The sequence below is a fragment of the Microbacterium kunmingense genome (assembly GCF_023155745.1).
GTDB lineage: Bacteria > Actinomycetota > Actinomycetes > Actinomycetales > Microbacteriaceae > Microbacterium > Microbacterium kunmingense.
Genome location: NZ_JAKNUS010000011.1, coordinates 82615 through 98353 on the forward strand (window position 1 = coordinate 82615; position 15739 = coordinate 98353).

Sequence of the window (15739 nt, forward strand, 5' to 3'; positions counted from 1 at the left end):
CGCTCCTTTCCTCGTCGCGCCTGCGACGCCGTCGTCCAATCTACGCGTCCGCTTCGGGCGGTGCGGCGTTGCCCGCAGGAGGCGTGTTCCCCGTGGCGGGGGGAGTGTCCCTGGAACGCTTCGGCCGCAGCTTCGGGCGCCACACCGGCCGCTCTGTGGCGATCGGCACGGGGGTGGGCTTGGTCTTGGGCGGATTCGCGCCGCGCACCCGATGCGCTCCGTCGTGCCCCTCGAGCCGCACGGAGGAGATGGTGGTGACGCCCAGATCGAGATCGTCCGTCGCGCGCTTCAGGCGCACCCGCAACTCCTTGGCGACGTCGTCCTTGGAGTGCGCCCGTGTGCGGATCACGACGCGCAGCACCAGCGTCTCTCCGGTCACGGCCTCCAAGCCCCAGACCTCCGGTCGGTCGACGATCCGCGAGCGCCACTTCGGATCTTTCGCCAGTCCCGCCGCGGCATCCTGCAGCGCGTGCTCCACTTCGTCGATGTCGGAGTCGACGGGAACCCCGACGTCCACGATAATCCGCGACCATCCCTGCGACAGGTTCCCGATGCGGGTGATCTCGCCGTTGCGGACGTACCACAGGGTCCCGTTCACGTCTCGCACGTGCGTGACGCGCACACTGACGTACTCCACCATGCCGGTCGCGAGTCCGAGATCGACGACGTCGCCGATCCCCACCTGATCCTCCGCGACGATGAAGATGCCGTTGAGCACGTCCTTCACGATGTTCTGCGCGCCGAAGCCGAGGCCGGCGCCGATGGCCGCGGTGAGGAGGGTGAGCGAACCGAGGATGTTCGGGTTGATCACCGAGACGATGAGCAGCAGCGCCACGACGATGATCGTCACCCCGACGATGTTCTGCAGGATCGAACCCAGCGTGCGGGTCCGTTGCACGACGCGCACCTGCGCGACAGGGGAGCGCTCCAGCGCCTGCGTGTCATCGACGCGGGCGCGGTTCTTGGCACCGGAGACGATGCGGTCGACGACCCTGCGGATGACGGCACGGAGGATGATCGCGATCAGCAGGGCGGCTATGACGATGATCGCGACCTGCAACGCCCGCCACCCGACGTCCTGAAGGACGGGGACGATCGCGTCCCAGGGGGCGGGGAGAGCGGGGGGCTCCTCGGCGGGCGGTTCGGTCGCAGTGGAAACGGGGAGAGTCATCGTCCCAGATCCTAACGACGCGGCCCCCAGGATCTCCTGGGGGCCGCGTCGGAGGGATGCCGCCTACTGCGCGTCGCGCGCCTGGACGGCCAGTGCCCGTTCGACACCGGCCAGATTCTCCTGCACCATGCGGCGCAGGGCGGCCGGGGCATCCGCGTGATCGGCGAGCCAGGCACGCGTGGCGTCACGGAGTGCGACGTCCGCGAGCGGCGCCGGGTAGAGGCCCGAGATGAGGTACTCCGCGATCTTGTACGTGCGCGACTCCCAGACCGGAAGCAGCATGTCAAAGTACGGCTGCACGTAGTCGGCGAGCAGGTCGCGCCCGGCGGGGTTGACGAATCCCAGGGACGCGGACCGCACGACGGTGTTGGGAAGGTCGTCACGGTCGACCAGCGACGCCCAGGCGGCCCGCTTGGCCTCGGGGAAGGGCAGGGCGGCGCGGGCCTGGGCGGCGAACTCGCCGCCCTTGGCGGTGTTGTCCGCTGCCAGGGCCGTTTCGATGTCGCCGATCGACGCCACCCCACCGGCGGCCAGCGAGACGAGCAGCTGCCACGACAGGTCGGTGTCGACGGCCAGCCCCTTCAGGACGACATCGCCGTCGCGGAGGCTCTTCACCGCCGCCCATTGCTCGTCGGTGCACGCCGCGGCGGCGAATGCGGTGACGAACTGCAGCTGGCTGTCGCTGCCGGGAGCGGCGTTCTGTGCCAGGGCCCAGAGGTGTCCCGCGACCCGGCGACGCGTGTCGTCGCGCTTCTCGGGCGCGACGTACGAGTTCGCCGCGAGCAGCAGCTGGGCGAGCGTCGTGCGCACCGTCGTCGACTCGGTCTCGGAGGCGATGTTGCGCAGCACGAGATCGACGTAGTCCGTGGCCGAGGCCTCGGCATCCCGGGTCTGATCCCACGCAGCCCCCCATACCAGCGAGCGTGCCAGGGGGTCGGAGATCTTCGAAAGGTGATCGATCGCGGTCTGCAGCGACCGCTCGTCCAAACGGATCTTCGCGTAGGCGAGGTCTGCGTCGTTGAGCAGCACCAGGTCGGGCCGCGCGAGACCGGCCAACTCCGGCACCTCGGTGCGGTCGCCGTCGACGTCCAGCTCCACCGCGTGCGTGCGGACCAGAGCGTCCCCCTGGAGGGTGTAGAAGCCGACGCCCAGACGGTGGGGCCGGATCGTCGGGTAGTCCGCCGGGGCGGTCTGGATGATCGCGAAGCGACGGATCGTACCGTCGGGGGATTCGTCGATGACGGGGGAGAGGGTGTTCACTCCCGCGGTCTCGAGCCACTTCTTCGACCAGGTGGTCAACTCGCGACCACTCGTCGCCTCGAGCTCGGTCAGAAGGTCCGACAGCTCGGTGTTGGACCATTCGTGCTTCTTGAAGTACGCCGCGACGCCGGCGAAGAACGCCTCGATCCCGACCCACGCGGCGAGCTGCTTGAGGACCGACCCGCCCTTGGCGTAGGTGATGCCGTCGAAGTTGACCTGGACGTCCTCGAGGTCGTTGATCTCGGCGACCACGGGGTGGGTGGAGGGGAGCTGATCCTGCCGGTAGGCCCAGGTCTTCTCCATGGCGTTGAAGGTCGTCCAGGCCTCGGTCCACTCCGTCGCCTCGGCCGTGGCGATGGTGGACGCCCATTCGGCGAACGACTCGTTCAGCCAGAGGTCGTTCCACCATTTCATCGTGACGAGATCGCCGAACCACATGTGGGCGAGCTCGTGGAGGATGGTGACCACGCGGCGCTCCCGCACGGCGTCGGTCACCTTGCTGCGGAACACATAGGTCTCGGTGAACGTCACCGCGCCGGCGTTCTCCATGGCACCGGCGTTGAACTCGGGAACGAAGAGCTGGTCGTACTTGGCGAAGGGGTAGGGGTAGTCGAACTTCTCCTCGAAGTACGCGAACCCCTGACGCGTCTTGTCGAAGACGTAGTCGGCATCGAGGTGGTTCCACAGGCTCTTGCGGGCATAGACACCGAGGGGGATGACCCGACCCGACGCGCTGGTCAGCTCGGAGAAGGTCTTCTCGTAGGGTCCGGCGATGAGCGCAGTGATGTAGGACGAGATCCGCGGCGTCGGGTCGAACCGCCAGGTCGCCGTGCCGTCACCGTGACGAGCCGGCTCGGGCGTGGGGGAGTTGGAGACGACCTCCCACGCTTCCGGAGCGGTCACCGTGAATCGGAACGTCGCCTTGAGGTCGGGCTGCTCGAACACCGCGAACATGCGACGGGAATCGGGGACCTCGAACTGCGAGTACAGGTAGACCTCGCCGTCGACGGGATCGACGAACCGGTGCAGTCCTTCGCCGGTGTTGGTGTACAGGCAATCGGCGTCGATCACCAGCTCGTTCTCCTCGGCGAGGTCCGCCAGCGCGATGCGGGAGTCGGCGAAGGCCGTGGCGGGGTCGATCGAGCGACCGTTCAGGGTGATCTCGCGAACGTCCCGCGCGATCAGGTCGATGAAGGTCGAGCCCCCGGCCTGTGCGCGGAAGCGGACGACCGTCCGCGAACCGAAGATCTCCGCACCCCGGGTGAGGTCGAGATCGACCTCGTAGGAGTCGGTGTCGACGACGGCACGACGCTCCTGCGCCTCGAGGCGGGTGAGGTTCTCTCCTGGCACGGCTGTTCTCCCGGGGTTGTGGGGGTAGACGAAGCGGCGTGGCCCTGTGGCACCGGCACCGCTGACAACTGCACCAGCCTACGCCCGGCGCCAGTGCGCTCGCGCGATGCGAGGATGGCAGGGTGACTGATCTCACCCCCCAGGACACCAGGTCCGACACCCCCACGGTTCTGTTCGCCTCCCCGGCCGCCGCCTCGGGATCGCCCCACATCGAGACGCCCGTGGCCTACGACGCCGTGCTGCTGGCCGGCTTCGGCGGGCCCGAAGGTCAAGACGATGTCATCCCCTTCCTCCGAAACGTCACGCGCGGTCGAGGGATCCCCGACGAGCGTCTCGAGGAGGTCGCCCACCATTACCGCCACTTCGGGGGCATGAGCCCCATCAATGCGCAGAACCGCGCGTTGAAGGCAGCTCTCGAAGCGGAGCTCGCCTCCCGCGGCATCGAGCTTCCCGTGTACTGGGGAAACCGGAACTGGGCACCCTACCTCGACGAGGCGGTCCGCCAGGCGGCAGACGCCGGGCACACGACCCTCCTGGGACTGGCCACCAGCGCGTACAGCTCCTTCTCGAGCTGCCGACAGTACCGGGAGGATTTCGCCCGGGCGCTGACCGAGACGGGCCTGGGTGACACCGTCACGATCGACAAGGTGCGCCAGTTCTTCGACCACCCGGGGTTCGTCCGGCCGTTCGTCGACGGGGTCCACGGCGCGATCGCCGACCTGATCGAGGACGGGATCGAGCCCTCGCGGATCCACGTGCTGTTCTCCACGCACAGCATCCCGACAGCCGACGCCGAGCGCTCGGGTCCACGCGATCGCGAGTTCGGCCCCGGCGGCGCTTACGAAGCGCAGCATCTCGCAGTCGCCGAGGTCGTGATGGCCGACATCGCCTCCGAGATCCCGGCGGCAGCCGACGTGCCCTGGCAGCTCGTGTATCAGTCCCGGTCGGGTCCGCCGAGCCAGCCCTGGTTGGAACCGGACGTCGTCGACGTCATCGAGGGGCTCCCCGAGGCGGGGGCGAAGGCCGTGGTGATCGTGCCTCTCGGGTTCGTCAGCGACCATATGGAGGTCATGTGGGACCTCGACACCGAAGCCATGGAAGCCGCGGAGGAGGCCGGGCTCCGCGCGGTGCGGACGCAGACGCCGGGCATCGACCCGGCCTACGTGCGAGGCCTGGTCGACCTCATCGAGGAGCGACTCAAGGGCACTCCCGCGGCCGAGCGACCCCATCGCACCGGCCTCGGACCCTGGTTCGACGTCTGTCGACCGGGATGCTGCGAGAACGTGCGTGCCGGTTTCAAACCGGCGGCGTCGGGCATCGCACCCTGACCCTGCGTCGCCCTCCCCGTCGGATCCCGACGCCCGATCCCGCCTCCCTAGGATGAAGGCCATGCGCATCCACATCGCCACCGATCACGCCGGTCTCGAGTTCTCCACGCAGCTGCAGCACCACCTCGCGTCGCAGGGTCACCAGGTCATCGACCACGGTCCGATCGAGTACGACGCCCTGGATGACTACCCCGCGTTCTGCATCCGTGCGGCCCAGGCCGTCGTCCGCGACCAGGCGGCAGGACTCGAGGCGCTGGGGGTGGTGTTCGGGGGATCGGGCAACGGCGAGCAGATCGCGGCGAACAAGGTCGACGGCATCCGTGCGGCACTGGTCTGGAGCATCGCGACGGCGGAACTCGCCCGTGAGCACAACGACGCCAACGTGATCGCGATCGGCGCGCGGCAGCACACGTTCGACGAGGCGTCGGCGTTCATCGACCGCTTCATCGACACTCCGTTCTCCCGCGAGGAGCGTCACGAACGCCGCATCGCCCAGATCGCGGCGTTCGAGCGCGACGGGAGCCTGGCCCCCGACCCCCGCGCCTCCGAGACAGCGGAGGCCGGCGGTGCGCGGGCCGACGTGCTCGCGGACGAGACGAGTTCGTTCGACCCCGAGGCCGGCTGACACCGGTGCCCGAGGGCCATTCCGTCCATCGCATCGCCCGACAGATCGCGCAGAACTTCGTCGGACGGCCGGTGTCGGCATCGAGCCCCCAGGGCCGCTTCGCCGAGGGTGCCGCGCTGATCGACGGGCGTGAAGCGATCGAATCGCGCGCCGTCGGGAAGCAGATGTTCCTCGCCTTCGACGGTGACCTGTGGTTGCGCGTGCATCTCGGTCTCTACGGCGCGTGGGACTTCTCCGGTGAGATCGTCTCCGATCCGACGATCGCCGCGTCGAACGGGCGCATGGGGCAGACCAATCAGCGAGGGACGCCCGAGGAGGCGATCCTCGACGCCGCGGGCGAGAACTCCCTGACATCGATCGGGGCACCACGACGGGCCCGAGGCAGGGTGCGGATGTCGGAGCAGACCACCGACATCAACGAAACCGACGACCTGAGCCAGTGGCCCCCGCCGGTGCGCGGTCAGGTGAGGCTGAGGCTCTTGACCGAACGCACCTGCGCCGACCTCCGCGGACCGACCGCCTGCGTGATCCAGACCCCTGATGAGGTGGCGCAGTCGCTGGCGAAGCTCGGACCCGACCCGCTCGTCGACGATGCCCGAGACGGCGAGGAGCGCTTCGTCGCGCGTGTGCGGCGCACCGTCACACCCATCGGCCTTCTCCTGATGGACCAGAGCGTGGTCAGCGGGATCGGCAACGTCTATCGCGCGGAGCTGCTGTTCCGCGCGAGACTCAACCCGCACACGCCCGGCCGGGAGGTTTCCGAGGAGACGGTGCGGGAGATCTGGCGGGACTGGTCGCGACTCCTCCTCATCGGCGTCGAGACGGGCCAGATGATGACGCGCGACGGCCTCACGGCGAAGGAGAGGCGGAGCGCGATGGCCCGTCGCGAGCATCGTCACTGGGTGTACGGTCGCGCCGGCCTGCCGTGTCGCGTCTGCGGCACGTCCGTCGTCATGGAGGAAGCGGCCGGGCGCAAGCTCTACTGGTGCCCGTCCTGCCAGGCGTGAGCGGCTCCTAGGCTGGAGGCATGCGTCAGAATCCGAGCTTCGCGATGACGGATGTCGCGGAGCTGCGTCGCCTCGTCGATCTCAACCCCTGGGCGACCCTCGTCAGTCACACCGACGAGGGTCTGGTTGCCTCGCACTACGTCGTCCTGCTCGATGAGGACCACGACGACCTCACCATCGTCGGCCACGTCGGCAAGCCGGACGACCTGATCCATGGTCTGGGCGAGCGCGAGCTCCTCGTGGTGATCCAGGGTCCCCACGGATACGTGTCCCCGGGGTGGTACGGCGATGTCCCGTCGGTGCCGACCTGGAACTTCACCGCCGTCCACCTCGCGGGGGTCCCTGAGATCCTCGACGCCGACGAGAACCTGCGGGTCCTCGACCGGCTCGTCGCCCGTTTCGAGGCAGGGATGCCCGAGCCCCGACTGATGTGGGAGCGCCCCAACGACGCGGCCTTCATCGAACGGCTCGAGCGCGGCACTGTCGGGTTCCGGCTCACGCCGACCCGTGTCGCGGCCAAGCGCAAGCTCAGCCAGAACAAGCCCGTCGATGTGGTGCAGACGGTGATCGACGGATTGCGCGGAGAGGGGGCGCACCGCAATCCCGCCCTCGCGGCGGAGATGGAGCGGGCCCTCCGGACACGGGCGGAAGCCGGGGCGACCGCGTGAACGTCGGTGAACGGGTCGGCGTGATCCGCGGCGCCCGTGTTCGCGGTCCAGGACGGGAGCTTCTTCCGGTCGCCGATGGTGACGACCTCGTGGACGTCTTCCTCCTGGACGGCGACATCGTCGACATCGCCCCCACGGGGGTCCTCTCCGCGGACGGAGCGGTGCTGGACGCCGACGGACGATTCCTCATCCCCGGTCTCTGGGACCACCACGTGCATGTGACGCAGTGGGCCCTGGCCGCGGAGCGGGTGTCGGTTCTCGAGGCGGCCACCGCCGTCGAGGCCGCCCGGCGGGTGGCCGGGTCGCCCGTCCTCGCCGACGGTCGGCGCGTGGGCGTCGGGTTCCGCGACGCCCTGTGGGGCGACGCGCCGAGCCTGGCGCTCCTGGACGAGCACACCGGCGACGTCCCCACCTACCTGATCAACGCGGACGTCCACAGCGTGTGGCTGAACTCCGCCGCACTCCGCCGGGAGTCGATGCCGGTCGACGCCGGCGGCATCCTGAGGGAGGGGCCCGCGTTCGAGGTGTCGAGACGTCTGAACGACGTGCCCGCCGATCATGCCGACGCCCTCGTGGCCGCGATGGCGCGACGCGCCGCCGCCCGCGGCGTGGTCGGCCTCGTGGATCTGGACATGGCGTGGAACGAGGAGGCGTGGGCTCGCCGCGTAGCGGGGGGCTTCGACACCCTGCGGGTGTCGTTCGGCATCTACCCCGAACACCTCGACCGGGCCATCGCCGCGGCCCTTCGCACGGGAGATCCGCTCCGAGACGCAACCGACCTGGTCCACGTCGGATCGCTGAAGGTCATCACCGACGGATCGCTCGGTACGCGCACGGCCGCCTGCTCCCATCCCTACGCGGGTTCCGACGGTGATCGGGGGATGCTCACGGTCGCACCCGAAGCCCTTGTGGAGGTGATGACGCGTGCCACGGCTGCCGGTTTGTCGTGCGCCATCCACGCGATCGGGGATGTCGCCAACTCCCACGCGCTGGACGCGTTCGCCGTGACCGGCGCCACCGGCACGATCGAGCACGCGCAGCTCGTCAGCGCGTCGGACATCCCCCGGTTCGCGCGTCTCGGTGTCGGAGCGAGCGTTCAGCCGGAGCATGCGGTGGACGATCGCGACCTCACCGATGAGGTCTGGGCAGCCCAGACGGCCACTCCCTATCCGCTCCGCGCTCTCGCCGACGCCGGGGCGACACTCCTGTTCGGCTCGGACGCCCCGGTCTCGCCGTTGGACCCGTGGGCGGGGATGGCCGCGGCGGTGCACCGCACGCGCGACGGCCGTCCCGCCTGGCGTCCGGAGCAGGCCCTGGATGCCGCGACGGCACTGGCAGCGTCCACCCGCGGGGGGTCCACCGACCCCGCCACCATCCGTCCCGGTGCCCCGGCCGATCTGGTGCTGTGCGAGGCCGATCCGCTGGTCGCCTCGGAGAGCGAGCTTCGGGGGATGACGGTCGGCGCCACCATGCTCGCGGGGCGTCTCACGCATCTGAGCTGAGCACATCGGGGAGAGACTCCCGGATGACGAAGGCCCCGACCTCCCTCACGGGGAATCGGGGCCTGTCGCAACGCGGTCGCGTTACTCAGCGAGGTGGGCGAAGAGGAACCAACGGTCCTTCTCCAGCGTCTGCATGATGGCCAGGGCCACATCCTGGCTGGTGAGGTCGACCTCGTCGAGTCCCTCGATCGCGGCCTTGACGTCGACGATCACGGCGTCCATGTCCGCGATCATGTCGCGGACGATGTCCTGCCACGGAGTGAATCCGGCGGGCACCGCGGTGGGGGCGACCTTCTCGGCGATGGTCGAGGTGCGGGCGTCGATCGGAAGCCCGAGCGCGACGATCCGCTCGGCAGCGTCATCCGCTGCCTGTCGAGCGTGGTCCACGATCTGGTCGAGGAGTTCGTGGATGGCGATGAAGTTCGCGCCCCGCACATTCCAGTGCGCCTGCTTGCCGTTCACGGCCAGAGCCTGCAGTCCCCGCACGACCGGAGCGAGGAACTGCGCCGAGCCGGCGGCGACCGTGGGATCGGCGGCGGTGGCGGGGGTGGTCTGAATGTCGGTCATTCTGTCGGCTCCCTTCGAACCGCCACGCGGCGGCCCAGTGGATCCAACGCTAGTGCGCGCCCCCTATTCCGCAAGCAAGAGAAGGCTCCGCTAACCCGCCTCACTGGCAGGTCGCTGAGCGAGGTGGTCATCGCCAGGGGTTACCGTCTTACCGTGCCATCCGCTGATCCCGCGCTCGAGCCGCGCCTGCCCGGTGACGCCGACGGCCGACGCAGCCGTCGAGATCAGCGCTCGCCCGAGCACGCCGAGCCCGCCCGGTTCCTCCCGCACGTGCAGGGGCTCCGCGCCATCGCCGTGCTGTGCGTGGTCCTGTACCACTTCTGGCCGGGGCGGTTCCCCGGTGGTTACATCGGCGTGGACATCTTCTTCGTCATCTCGGGCTTCCTCATCACCTCGCACCTCATGAGGGAGCTCACCGCGACCGGCACCGTGCGCCTCGGCCAGTTCTGGGCGAGACGAGCACGGCGGCTGCTGCCGGCATCCCTTCTCGTGCTGCTCTTCTGCGCACTGGTCGCGATGACGCCGTACCTGACCCCGACCTCGGCGCTGCCGAACGAGGTGCGCGAGATCCTCGCGTCGACCTTCTACGTCGAGAACTGGTACCTCGCCATCACGTCCGCGGACTACCTCAACAACGGCGGCGACCCCACGACGGTCCAGCACTACTGGTCGCTCTCGCTCGAGGAGCAGTTCTACGTGATCTGGCCGCTCCTGATGCTCCTCGCCGCGTGGGCCGCCGTGAAGTGGGCGCAGGGGGCCGTCCGCCGGAGCGTGATCGCCCTGCTGGCGGTCGTCTCTGCAGCATCCTTCGTCTTCTGCGTCATCTTCACCATCACCGATCCTGCGCCCGCGTACTTCGTGACTTTCGGGCGGATGTGGCAGTTCGGTGTCGGTGCCCTCATCGCGCTCGTGCCGCTGCTGCGTCTGCGCTCGGCGGCGGCGAGCTTCGTCGCGGGCTGGACGGGGATCATCGCCCTGGTCTGGGCGACGTTCGCCTACGACGGCCAGACACCCTTCCCCGGGTACGCCGCCCTCGTGCCGACCCTCGGCGCCGGCCTGATCATCGCGGCGTCGAACACCGACCGCTGGTGGTACCCGACCCGCGTGCTGTCGCTTCGCCCCGCGCAGTTCGTGGGAGGGATCTCGTACTCCCTGTATCTCTGGCACTGGCCGCTGATCATCATCGCCCCGTCCGTGCCGTTCTGGGGGCTGACGATCTACCACCGCGTCGCCCTCCTCGCCCTGTGTTTCGTGCTGGCGTGGCTGACGAAGAGGTTCGTGGAGGATCCCTTCCGCAGCTGGAAGGTGCTCACCTCCCGTCCGCCCCGGGTCACCCTCTGGGCGGCGCTGGCGGCGATGCTGCTCGTGGCGGGCACGGCAGGGGCCGCCTGGGCGGTGAACGCGCCCGCGTACAACGCCGGGGTGCGGGCGCTGGCCGAGCTGCGGGAGAACCCCCCGGACTGCTTCGGGGCGGCGTCGGTGCTGGATCCGGCCTGCGAGGACTCGGCACCATCCGAGACGATCCTGCCCGCGCCGGGCTTCGCGGGGGCCGACCGGCCATCGGACGATCAGTGCTTCGTGCAGTTGAACGATTCGCGCCCGGTCTCGTGCGAGTTCGGCTCCGACGACGACGACGCGCCCAGGGTGGCGCTCATCGGCGACAGTCACGCCTACCAGCTGCTTCCGACCTTCCAGCGGATGGCGGAGCGAAACGGATGGCATCTGACGACGTTCTTCAAGGGCGCGTGCCCCTGGAACACCACGCCGCTGTCGACGCCGGGCGCCTTCGGCGCGGCCTGCACGGACTGGCGAGAGGGCGTCACCTCGGCCCTCGCCGACCGCGAGATCGACGTGGTCTTCACCTCCGCCCTTGCGACCACGCCCTATGCGTCGGCCGGATTCGACTCTTCTCAGGAGGCGGCGGTCGCGGGCTACCGGGAGGCGTGGAGCGAGATGATCGACCGCGGCACGCCCGTCGTCACCGTGGTGGACAACCCGGTGTGGGAGACGGACCCCAACAAGTGTCTGCGTACGCGCGACGCCGCCGAGTGCGACGGTGCGCGCACCGAGGTGCTCGTCGCCGACGATCCGATCCGCGAAGCGGCGGAGGGCATGGCCGGGGTCACCCTGCTGGACTTCACCGACGTGTTCTGCGACGAGGAGGTGTGCACGCCCGTCGTGGGCGGAGCCAATATCTACCGCGACCAGGACCACCTGACGGTCACCTTCGCCGACACCCTCGCGCCCTGGTACGAAGCCGCCCTCCGCGAAGCCCTGGCCGCACGGTGAGGCGAGGGGGAGACGTCTAAGCTCCCAGGCATGAGCATCGACCCCGCGGCATCCGTCCTCGCCCTCGGCGACCGGCGCCCCTCCGTGCCCGATTCGTCTTTCGTCGCCGCGGGCGCGCGACTGATCGGCGATGTGGCGCTGGGGGAGGGTGCGAGCGTCTGGTACAACGCCGTGGTGCGCGGTGACAGCGCCTCCATCACCATCGGCGCGGGGAGCAATCTGCAGGACAACGTCTCGGTGCACGTCGACGCCGGTCACCCGGTCGTCCTCGGCGCGAACGTGTCGGTCGGTCACAACGCGGTCGTCCACGGCTGCTCGATCGGCGACGGCTCCCTCATCGGGATGGGGAGCGTGGTGCTCTCGGGAGCGCAGATCGGCGAGGGATGCCTCGTCGCCGCCGGCGCCGTCGTGCTCCAGGGCACGGTGGTGCCGCCCGGGTCGCTCGTGGCCGGCGTACCCGCCAAGGTGCGCCGACCCCTCACCGAGGAGGAGCGCGACGGGATCCGGCGGAACGCGGCGATCTATCTCCAGCACCTGGCGACCCACCGGGCTGCCGAGTCGATCGGAGAGAGCGGCCGCTGAGGGCCATGGAGGGGATGACGGGAATCGAACCCGCACCATCAGTTTGGAAGACTGAGGCTCTACCATTGAGCTACATCCCCGCGGCGGAAAGATCCGCGGCTCGACCAGTCTAAGGGACGCGCGAGGCACCGCCCGTCGATGAGGCTCCCGGGAGTGTCGGCTAGACTGCTACAGGCCCGATCGGCGCACGCGTGCGTGCGCACCCGCCCGGGGCGTAGCTCAGCTTGGTAGAGCGCCCGCTTTGGGAGCGGGAGGCCGCAGGTTCAAATCCTGTCGCCCCGACCATCGGCCCCCATCACGAAGACCTACGCCCACGCGTCCGCGTGCGGTGGCAGACGAGGAGAGACACAAGGCATGGTCACCACCACCGTCGAGAAGCTGAGCCCGACTCGCGTGAAGCTCCGCATCGCGGTCAGCCCGGAAGAGCTGAAGCCCAGCATCACCCACGCCTACGAGCACATCGCCCAGGACGTGCAGATCCCCGGGTTCCGCAAGGGCAAGGTGCCCCCGCCGATCATCGACCAGCGCGTGGGCCGCACGGCGGTGCTCGAGCACGCCGTCAGCGAAGGCCTCGACACGTTCTACCGCGAGGCCGTCACCGCCAACGAGATCCGTGTGATGGGACGCCCCAGCGCCGACGTCGTGGAGTGGCCCGACGCCAAGGACTTCAGCGGCGACCTGCTGGTGGACGTCGAGGTCGACGTGCGGCCCGAGTTCGACCTTCCGGCCTTCGAGGGCACGACCATCGAGGTCGACGCGGTCGAGGTGGACGAGGCCGCCGTGGACGCCGAGCTCGACAAGCTCCGCTCACGCTTCGGCACCCTGGTGACGGTGGACCGTCCCGCCGAGACCGGCGACTTCGTCGAGCTCGACCTCGTCGCCACCATCGACGGCACCGAGGTCGACCGAGCGGACGGCGTCTCCTACGAGGTCGGCTCGGGCGAGCTTCTCGAGGGCATCGACGAGGCCGTCGAATCGCTCACCGCGGGGGAGGAGACGACGTTCCGCTCCACCCTGATCGGTGGTGACAACGCCGGCCAGGAAGCCGAGGTCGCCGTGACCGTCAAGGCCGTCAAGGAGCGCGAGCTCCCCGAGGCCGACGACGACTTCGCCCAGATGGCGTCGGAGTTCGACACCATCGCCGAGCTTCGCGACAGCCTGCGCGAGCGGGCCGGCGAGCAGTCCGTGTTCACCCAGGGCTCGTCGGCGCGCGACAAGCTCATCGAGACCCTGCTCGAAGGCGCCGAGATCCCCGTCCCCGCGCAGCTCATCGAGGACGAGGTGCACAATCACCTCGAGGGCGAGGGCCGCCTGGAGGACGACGTGCACCGCGCCGAGGTCACCGAGGCCAGTGAGAAGCAGTTCCGCACCCAGATGCTGCTGGATGCCATCGTCGAGAAGTACGAGGTGCAGGTCTCGCAGGACGAGCTCACCCAGTACCTCATCCAGTCCTCCGCGCAGTACGGCATGTCGCCCCAGGACTTCGTCAACGCCCTCCAGCAGGGCAACCAGCTCCCGGCCATGGTCGGTGAAGTCGCCCGCAACAAGGCCCTCGCGGTCGCGCTCGGCAAGGTCACGGTCGTCGACACCAACGGCAAGACGGTGGACCTAACCGGCTTCGTCGCGACCGATGACGAAGAGGCCGCTGAGGACGAGGTCGTCGACGAGGCCGAGGAGATCGCCGACGCTGCCGCCGACGCCGACGAGGAGGTCGCGGCCGAAGAGGTCGAGGCGCCGAAGAAGCCCGCTCGCAAGAGCCGCGCGAAGAAGGCCGACGCAGCCGAGTAAGCGCACACGCCGACGCACGAGAGAGGGACGGATGCCGCGGCATCCGTCCCTCTCTCGTCTCCGCCTCACGGGCGCGCCTGCCGGTGCGACGCGCGCGATCTGCCGACGGCGAACACGGGCGGGGCGCCGATCGCGCGCCGGTAGATTCGAGGACACGACCACGGAATCAGGAGTACACATGGCCGAACCACTTGTCGCGACCAGCGTCTTCGACAGGCTGCTCAAGGACCGCATCATCTGGCTGGGCTCGGAGGTGCGTGACGAGAACGCCAACGAGATCTGCGCCAAGATCCTGCTTCTCGCCGCGGAGGACTCCGAGAAGGACATCTACCTCTACATCAACTCGCCCGGCGGCTCGATCACGGCCGGCATGGCGATCTACGACACCATGCAGTTCGTGCCGAACGACATCGTCACGGTCGGCATCGGCATGGCCGCCTCGATGGGGCAGCTGCTCCTCACCGCGGGGACGAAGGGCAAGCGCTACATCACGCCCAACGCCCGCGTTCTCCTGCACCAGCCGCACGGCGGCTTCGGTGGCACGGCGAGCGACATCCAGACGCAGGCGCAGCTCATCCTCGACATGAAGAAGCGCCTGGCCGAGATCACCGCCAAGCAGACCGGGAAGACGGTCGAGCAGATCAACGCCGACGGTGACCGCGACCGCTGGTTCGGTGCCGAAGAGGCTCTGGAGTACGGCTTCGTCGACCACATCCGCGAGTCCGCAACCGACGTCGTCGGCGGCGGCGGAACCGCCACCGACAGCTGAGCTCGAAGGCGAAAGAGAGAGAAGAAGGAATGCAGACCCCCACCTTCGGAGGCGTCCCGTCGGCGCCGCAGGGCCTTCAGATGCCCGGCAGCCGCTACGTCCTGCCCCAGTTCGAGGAGCGCACGGCGTACGGCTACAAGCGTCAGGACCCGTACAACAAGCTGTTCGAGGATCGTGTGATCTTCCTCGGTGTCCAGGTCGACGACGCGTCGGCCGACGACGTCATGGCCCAGCTCCTCGTGCTCGAGAGCCAGGACCCCGACCGCGACATCGTCATGTACATCAACTCGCCCGGCGGCTCGTTCACCGCGATGACGGCGATCTACGACACGATGCAGTACGTCTCGCCGCAGATCCAGACCGTCGTGCTCGGTCAGGCGGCCTCCGCCGCCGCCGTCCTGCTCGCGGCGGGTGCACCGGGCAAGCGCCTGGCGCTGCCCAACGCCCGGATCCTCATCCACCAGCCTGCGATGGGCGAGGCCGGTCACGGCCAGGCGTCGGACATCGAGATCCAGGCGGCGGAGATCATGCGGATGCGCACCTGGCTCGAGCAGACGCTCGCCGCGCATTCGAACAAGTCCGTCGACGAGGTGAACAAGGACATCGACCGCGACAAGATCCTCTCGGCCGAGGATGCGGTGGCCTACGGTCTGGTCGACCAGGTACTCACCACGCGCAAGCGGACGGCCGGCACACCCGCGCTGACTCGCTGAGACACCCTTCGATGACGCCCCCGCGCTCCGGCGACGGGGGCGTCATCGCGTTGAGGCCGACTCAATCCCCGCGCATGTCCCCGGCAGCGGTTAGGCTCGACGGAGACGACGGGGAAGGCT

General features: G+C 69.1%; 13 protein-coding genes and 2 tRNA genes. 11 read left to right on the top strand and 4 right to left on the bottom strand.

From position 1 onward, the window contains the following. Positions 1–40: 40 nt before the first annotated feature. On the bottom strand, positions 41–1171 hold the full coding sequence (locus tag MA875_RS14825) for a mechanosensitive ion channel family protein (RefSeq protein ID WP_248243030.1): 1131 nt from the start codon (positions 1169–1171) through the stop codon (positions 41–43). Between the two features lie 63 nt (positions 1172–1234). Beyond that, the gene (pepN, locus tag MA875_RS14830) at positions 1235–3781 is read right to left on the bottom strand and encodes an aminopeptidase N (protein ID WP_248243031.1); all 2547 of its coding nucleotides are present in this window, start codon (positions 3779–3781) and stop codon (positions 1235–1237) included. A gap of 122 nt (positions 3782–3903) precedes the next feature. On the opposite strand from pepN, the gene MA875_RS14835 reads away from it, so the two are divergent. From MA875_RS14835 to MA875_RS14855, 5 genes are all read left to right on the top strand, one after another. Beyond that, positions 3904–5109 carry a ferrochelatase gene (locus MA875_RS14835; RefSeq protein WP_248243032.1) on the top strand — a complete coding sequence of 402 codons (1206 nt, stop codon included), beginning with the start codon at positions 3904–3906 and terminating at the stop codon, positions 5107–5109. A 61-nt stretch (positions 5110–5170) separates the two neighbouring features. Next, a complete protein-coding gene (locus MA875_RS14840; RefSeq protein WP_248243033.1) occupies positions 5171–5734 on the top strand; it encodes a ribose-5-phosphate isomerase in 564 nt (187 codons plus the stop codon). A gap of 5 nt (positions 5735–5739) precedes the next feature. Then, positions 5740–6741, top strand: coding sequence for an Fpg/Nei family DNA glycosylase (locus MA875_RS14845; RefSeq protein ID WP_248243034.1), 1002 nt, complete (start codon positions 5740–5742; stop codon positions 6739–6741). Positions 6742–6761: 20 nt separating this feature from the next. After that, a complete protein-coding gene (locus MA875_RS14850) occupies positions 6762–7409 on the top strand; it encodes an FMN-binding negative transcriptional regulator (RefSeq protein ID WP_248243035.1) in 648 nt (215 codons plus the stop codon). After that, entirely contained in the window at positions 7406–8911 is a 1506-nt protein-coding gene (locus MA875_RS14855; protein ID WP_372492592.1) for an amidohydrolase family protein, read from the top strand. The genes MA875_RS14850 and MA875_RS14855 overlap by 4 nt, the downstream gene beginning before the upstream one ends. A gap of 81 nt (positions 8912–8992) precedes the next feature. Here MA875_RS14855 and MA875_RS14860 read toward each other — a convergent pair whose 3' ends face one another. Further along, positions 8993–9478: a Dps family protein gene (locus MA875_RS14860; RefSeq protein ID WP_248243036.1), complete on the bottom strand. Its 486-nt coding sequence runs from the start codon at positions 9476–9478 to the stop codon at positions 8993–8995. Between the two features lie 153 nt (positions 9479–9631). On the opposite strand from MA875_RS14860, the gene MA875_RS14865 reads away from it, so the two are divergent. Then, positions 9632–11767, top strand: coding sequence for an acyltransferase family protein (locus MA875_RS14865; protein WP_248243037.1), 2136 nt, complete (start codon positions 9632–9634; stop codon positions 11765–11767). A gap of 30 nt (positions 11768–11797) precedes the next feature. Then, the gene (locus tag MA875_RS14870; protein ID WP_248243038.1) at positions 11798–12349 is read left to right on the top strand and encodes a gamma carbonic anhydrase family protein; all 552 of its coding nucleotides are present in this window, start codon (positions 11798–11800) and stop codon (positions 12347–12349) included. Between the two features lie 6 nt (positions 12350–12355). On the opposite strand, the gene MA875_RS14875 is transcribed toward MA875_RS14870, so the two are convergent. Next, positions 12356–12429 (bottom strand) — tRNA-Gly (locus MA875_RS14875). Positions 12430–12557: 128 nt separating this feature from the next. Here MA875_RS14875 and MA875_RS14880 point away from each other — a divergent pair. The 4 genes from MA875_RS14880 (at position 12558) to MA875_RS14895 (ending at position 15619) form a co-directional block, all read left to right on the top strand. Continuing rightward, positions 12558–12634: transfer RNA gene (locus MA875_RS14880), tRNA-Pro, on the top strand. A gap of 69 nt (positions 12635–12703) precedes the next feature. Further along, the gene (gene tig / locus MA875_RS14885) at positions 12704–14137 is read left to right on the top strand and encodes a trigger factor (RefSeq protein WP_248243039.1); all 1434 of its coding nucleotides are present in this window, start codon (positions 12704–12706) and stop codon (positions 14135–14137) included. Between the two features lie 178 nt (positions 14138–14315). After that, entirely contained in the window at positions 14316–14906 is a 591-nt protein-coding gene (locus MA875_RS14890; RefSeq protein WP_248243040.1) for an ATP-dependent Clp protease proteolytic subunit, read from the top strand. A 29-nt stretch (positions 14907–14935) separates the two neighbouring features. Continuing rightward, positions 14936–15619, top strand: a complete 684-nt coding sequence (locus MA875_RS14895) for an ATP-dependent Clp protease proteolytic subunit (protein WP_248243041.1) — start codon at positions 14936–14938, stop codon at positions 15617–15619. The last annotated feature ends 120 nt before the right edge of the window (positions 15620–15739 follow it).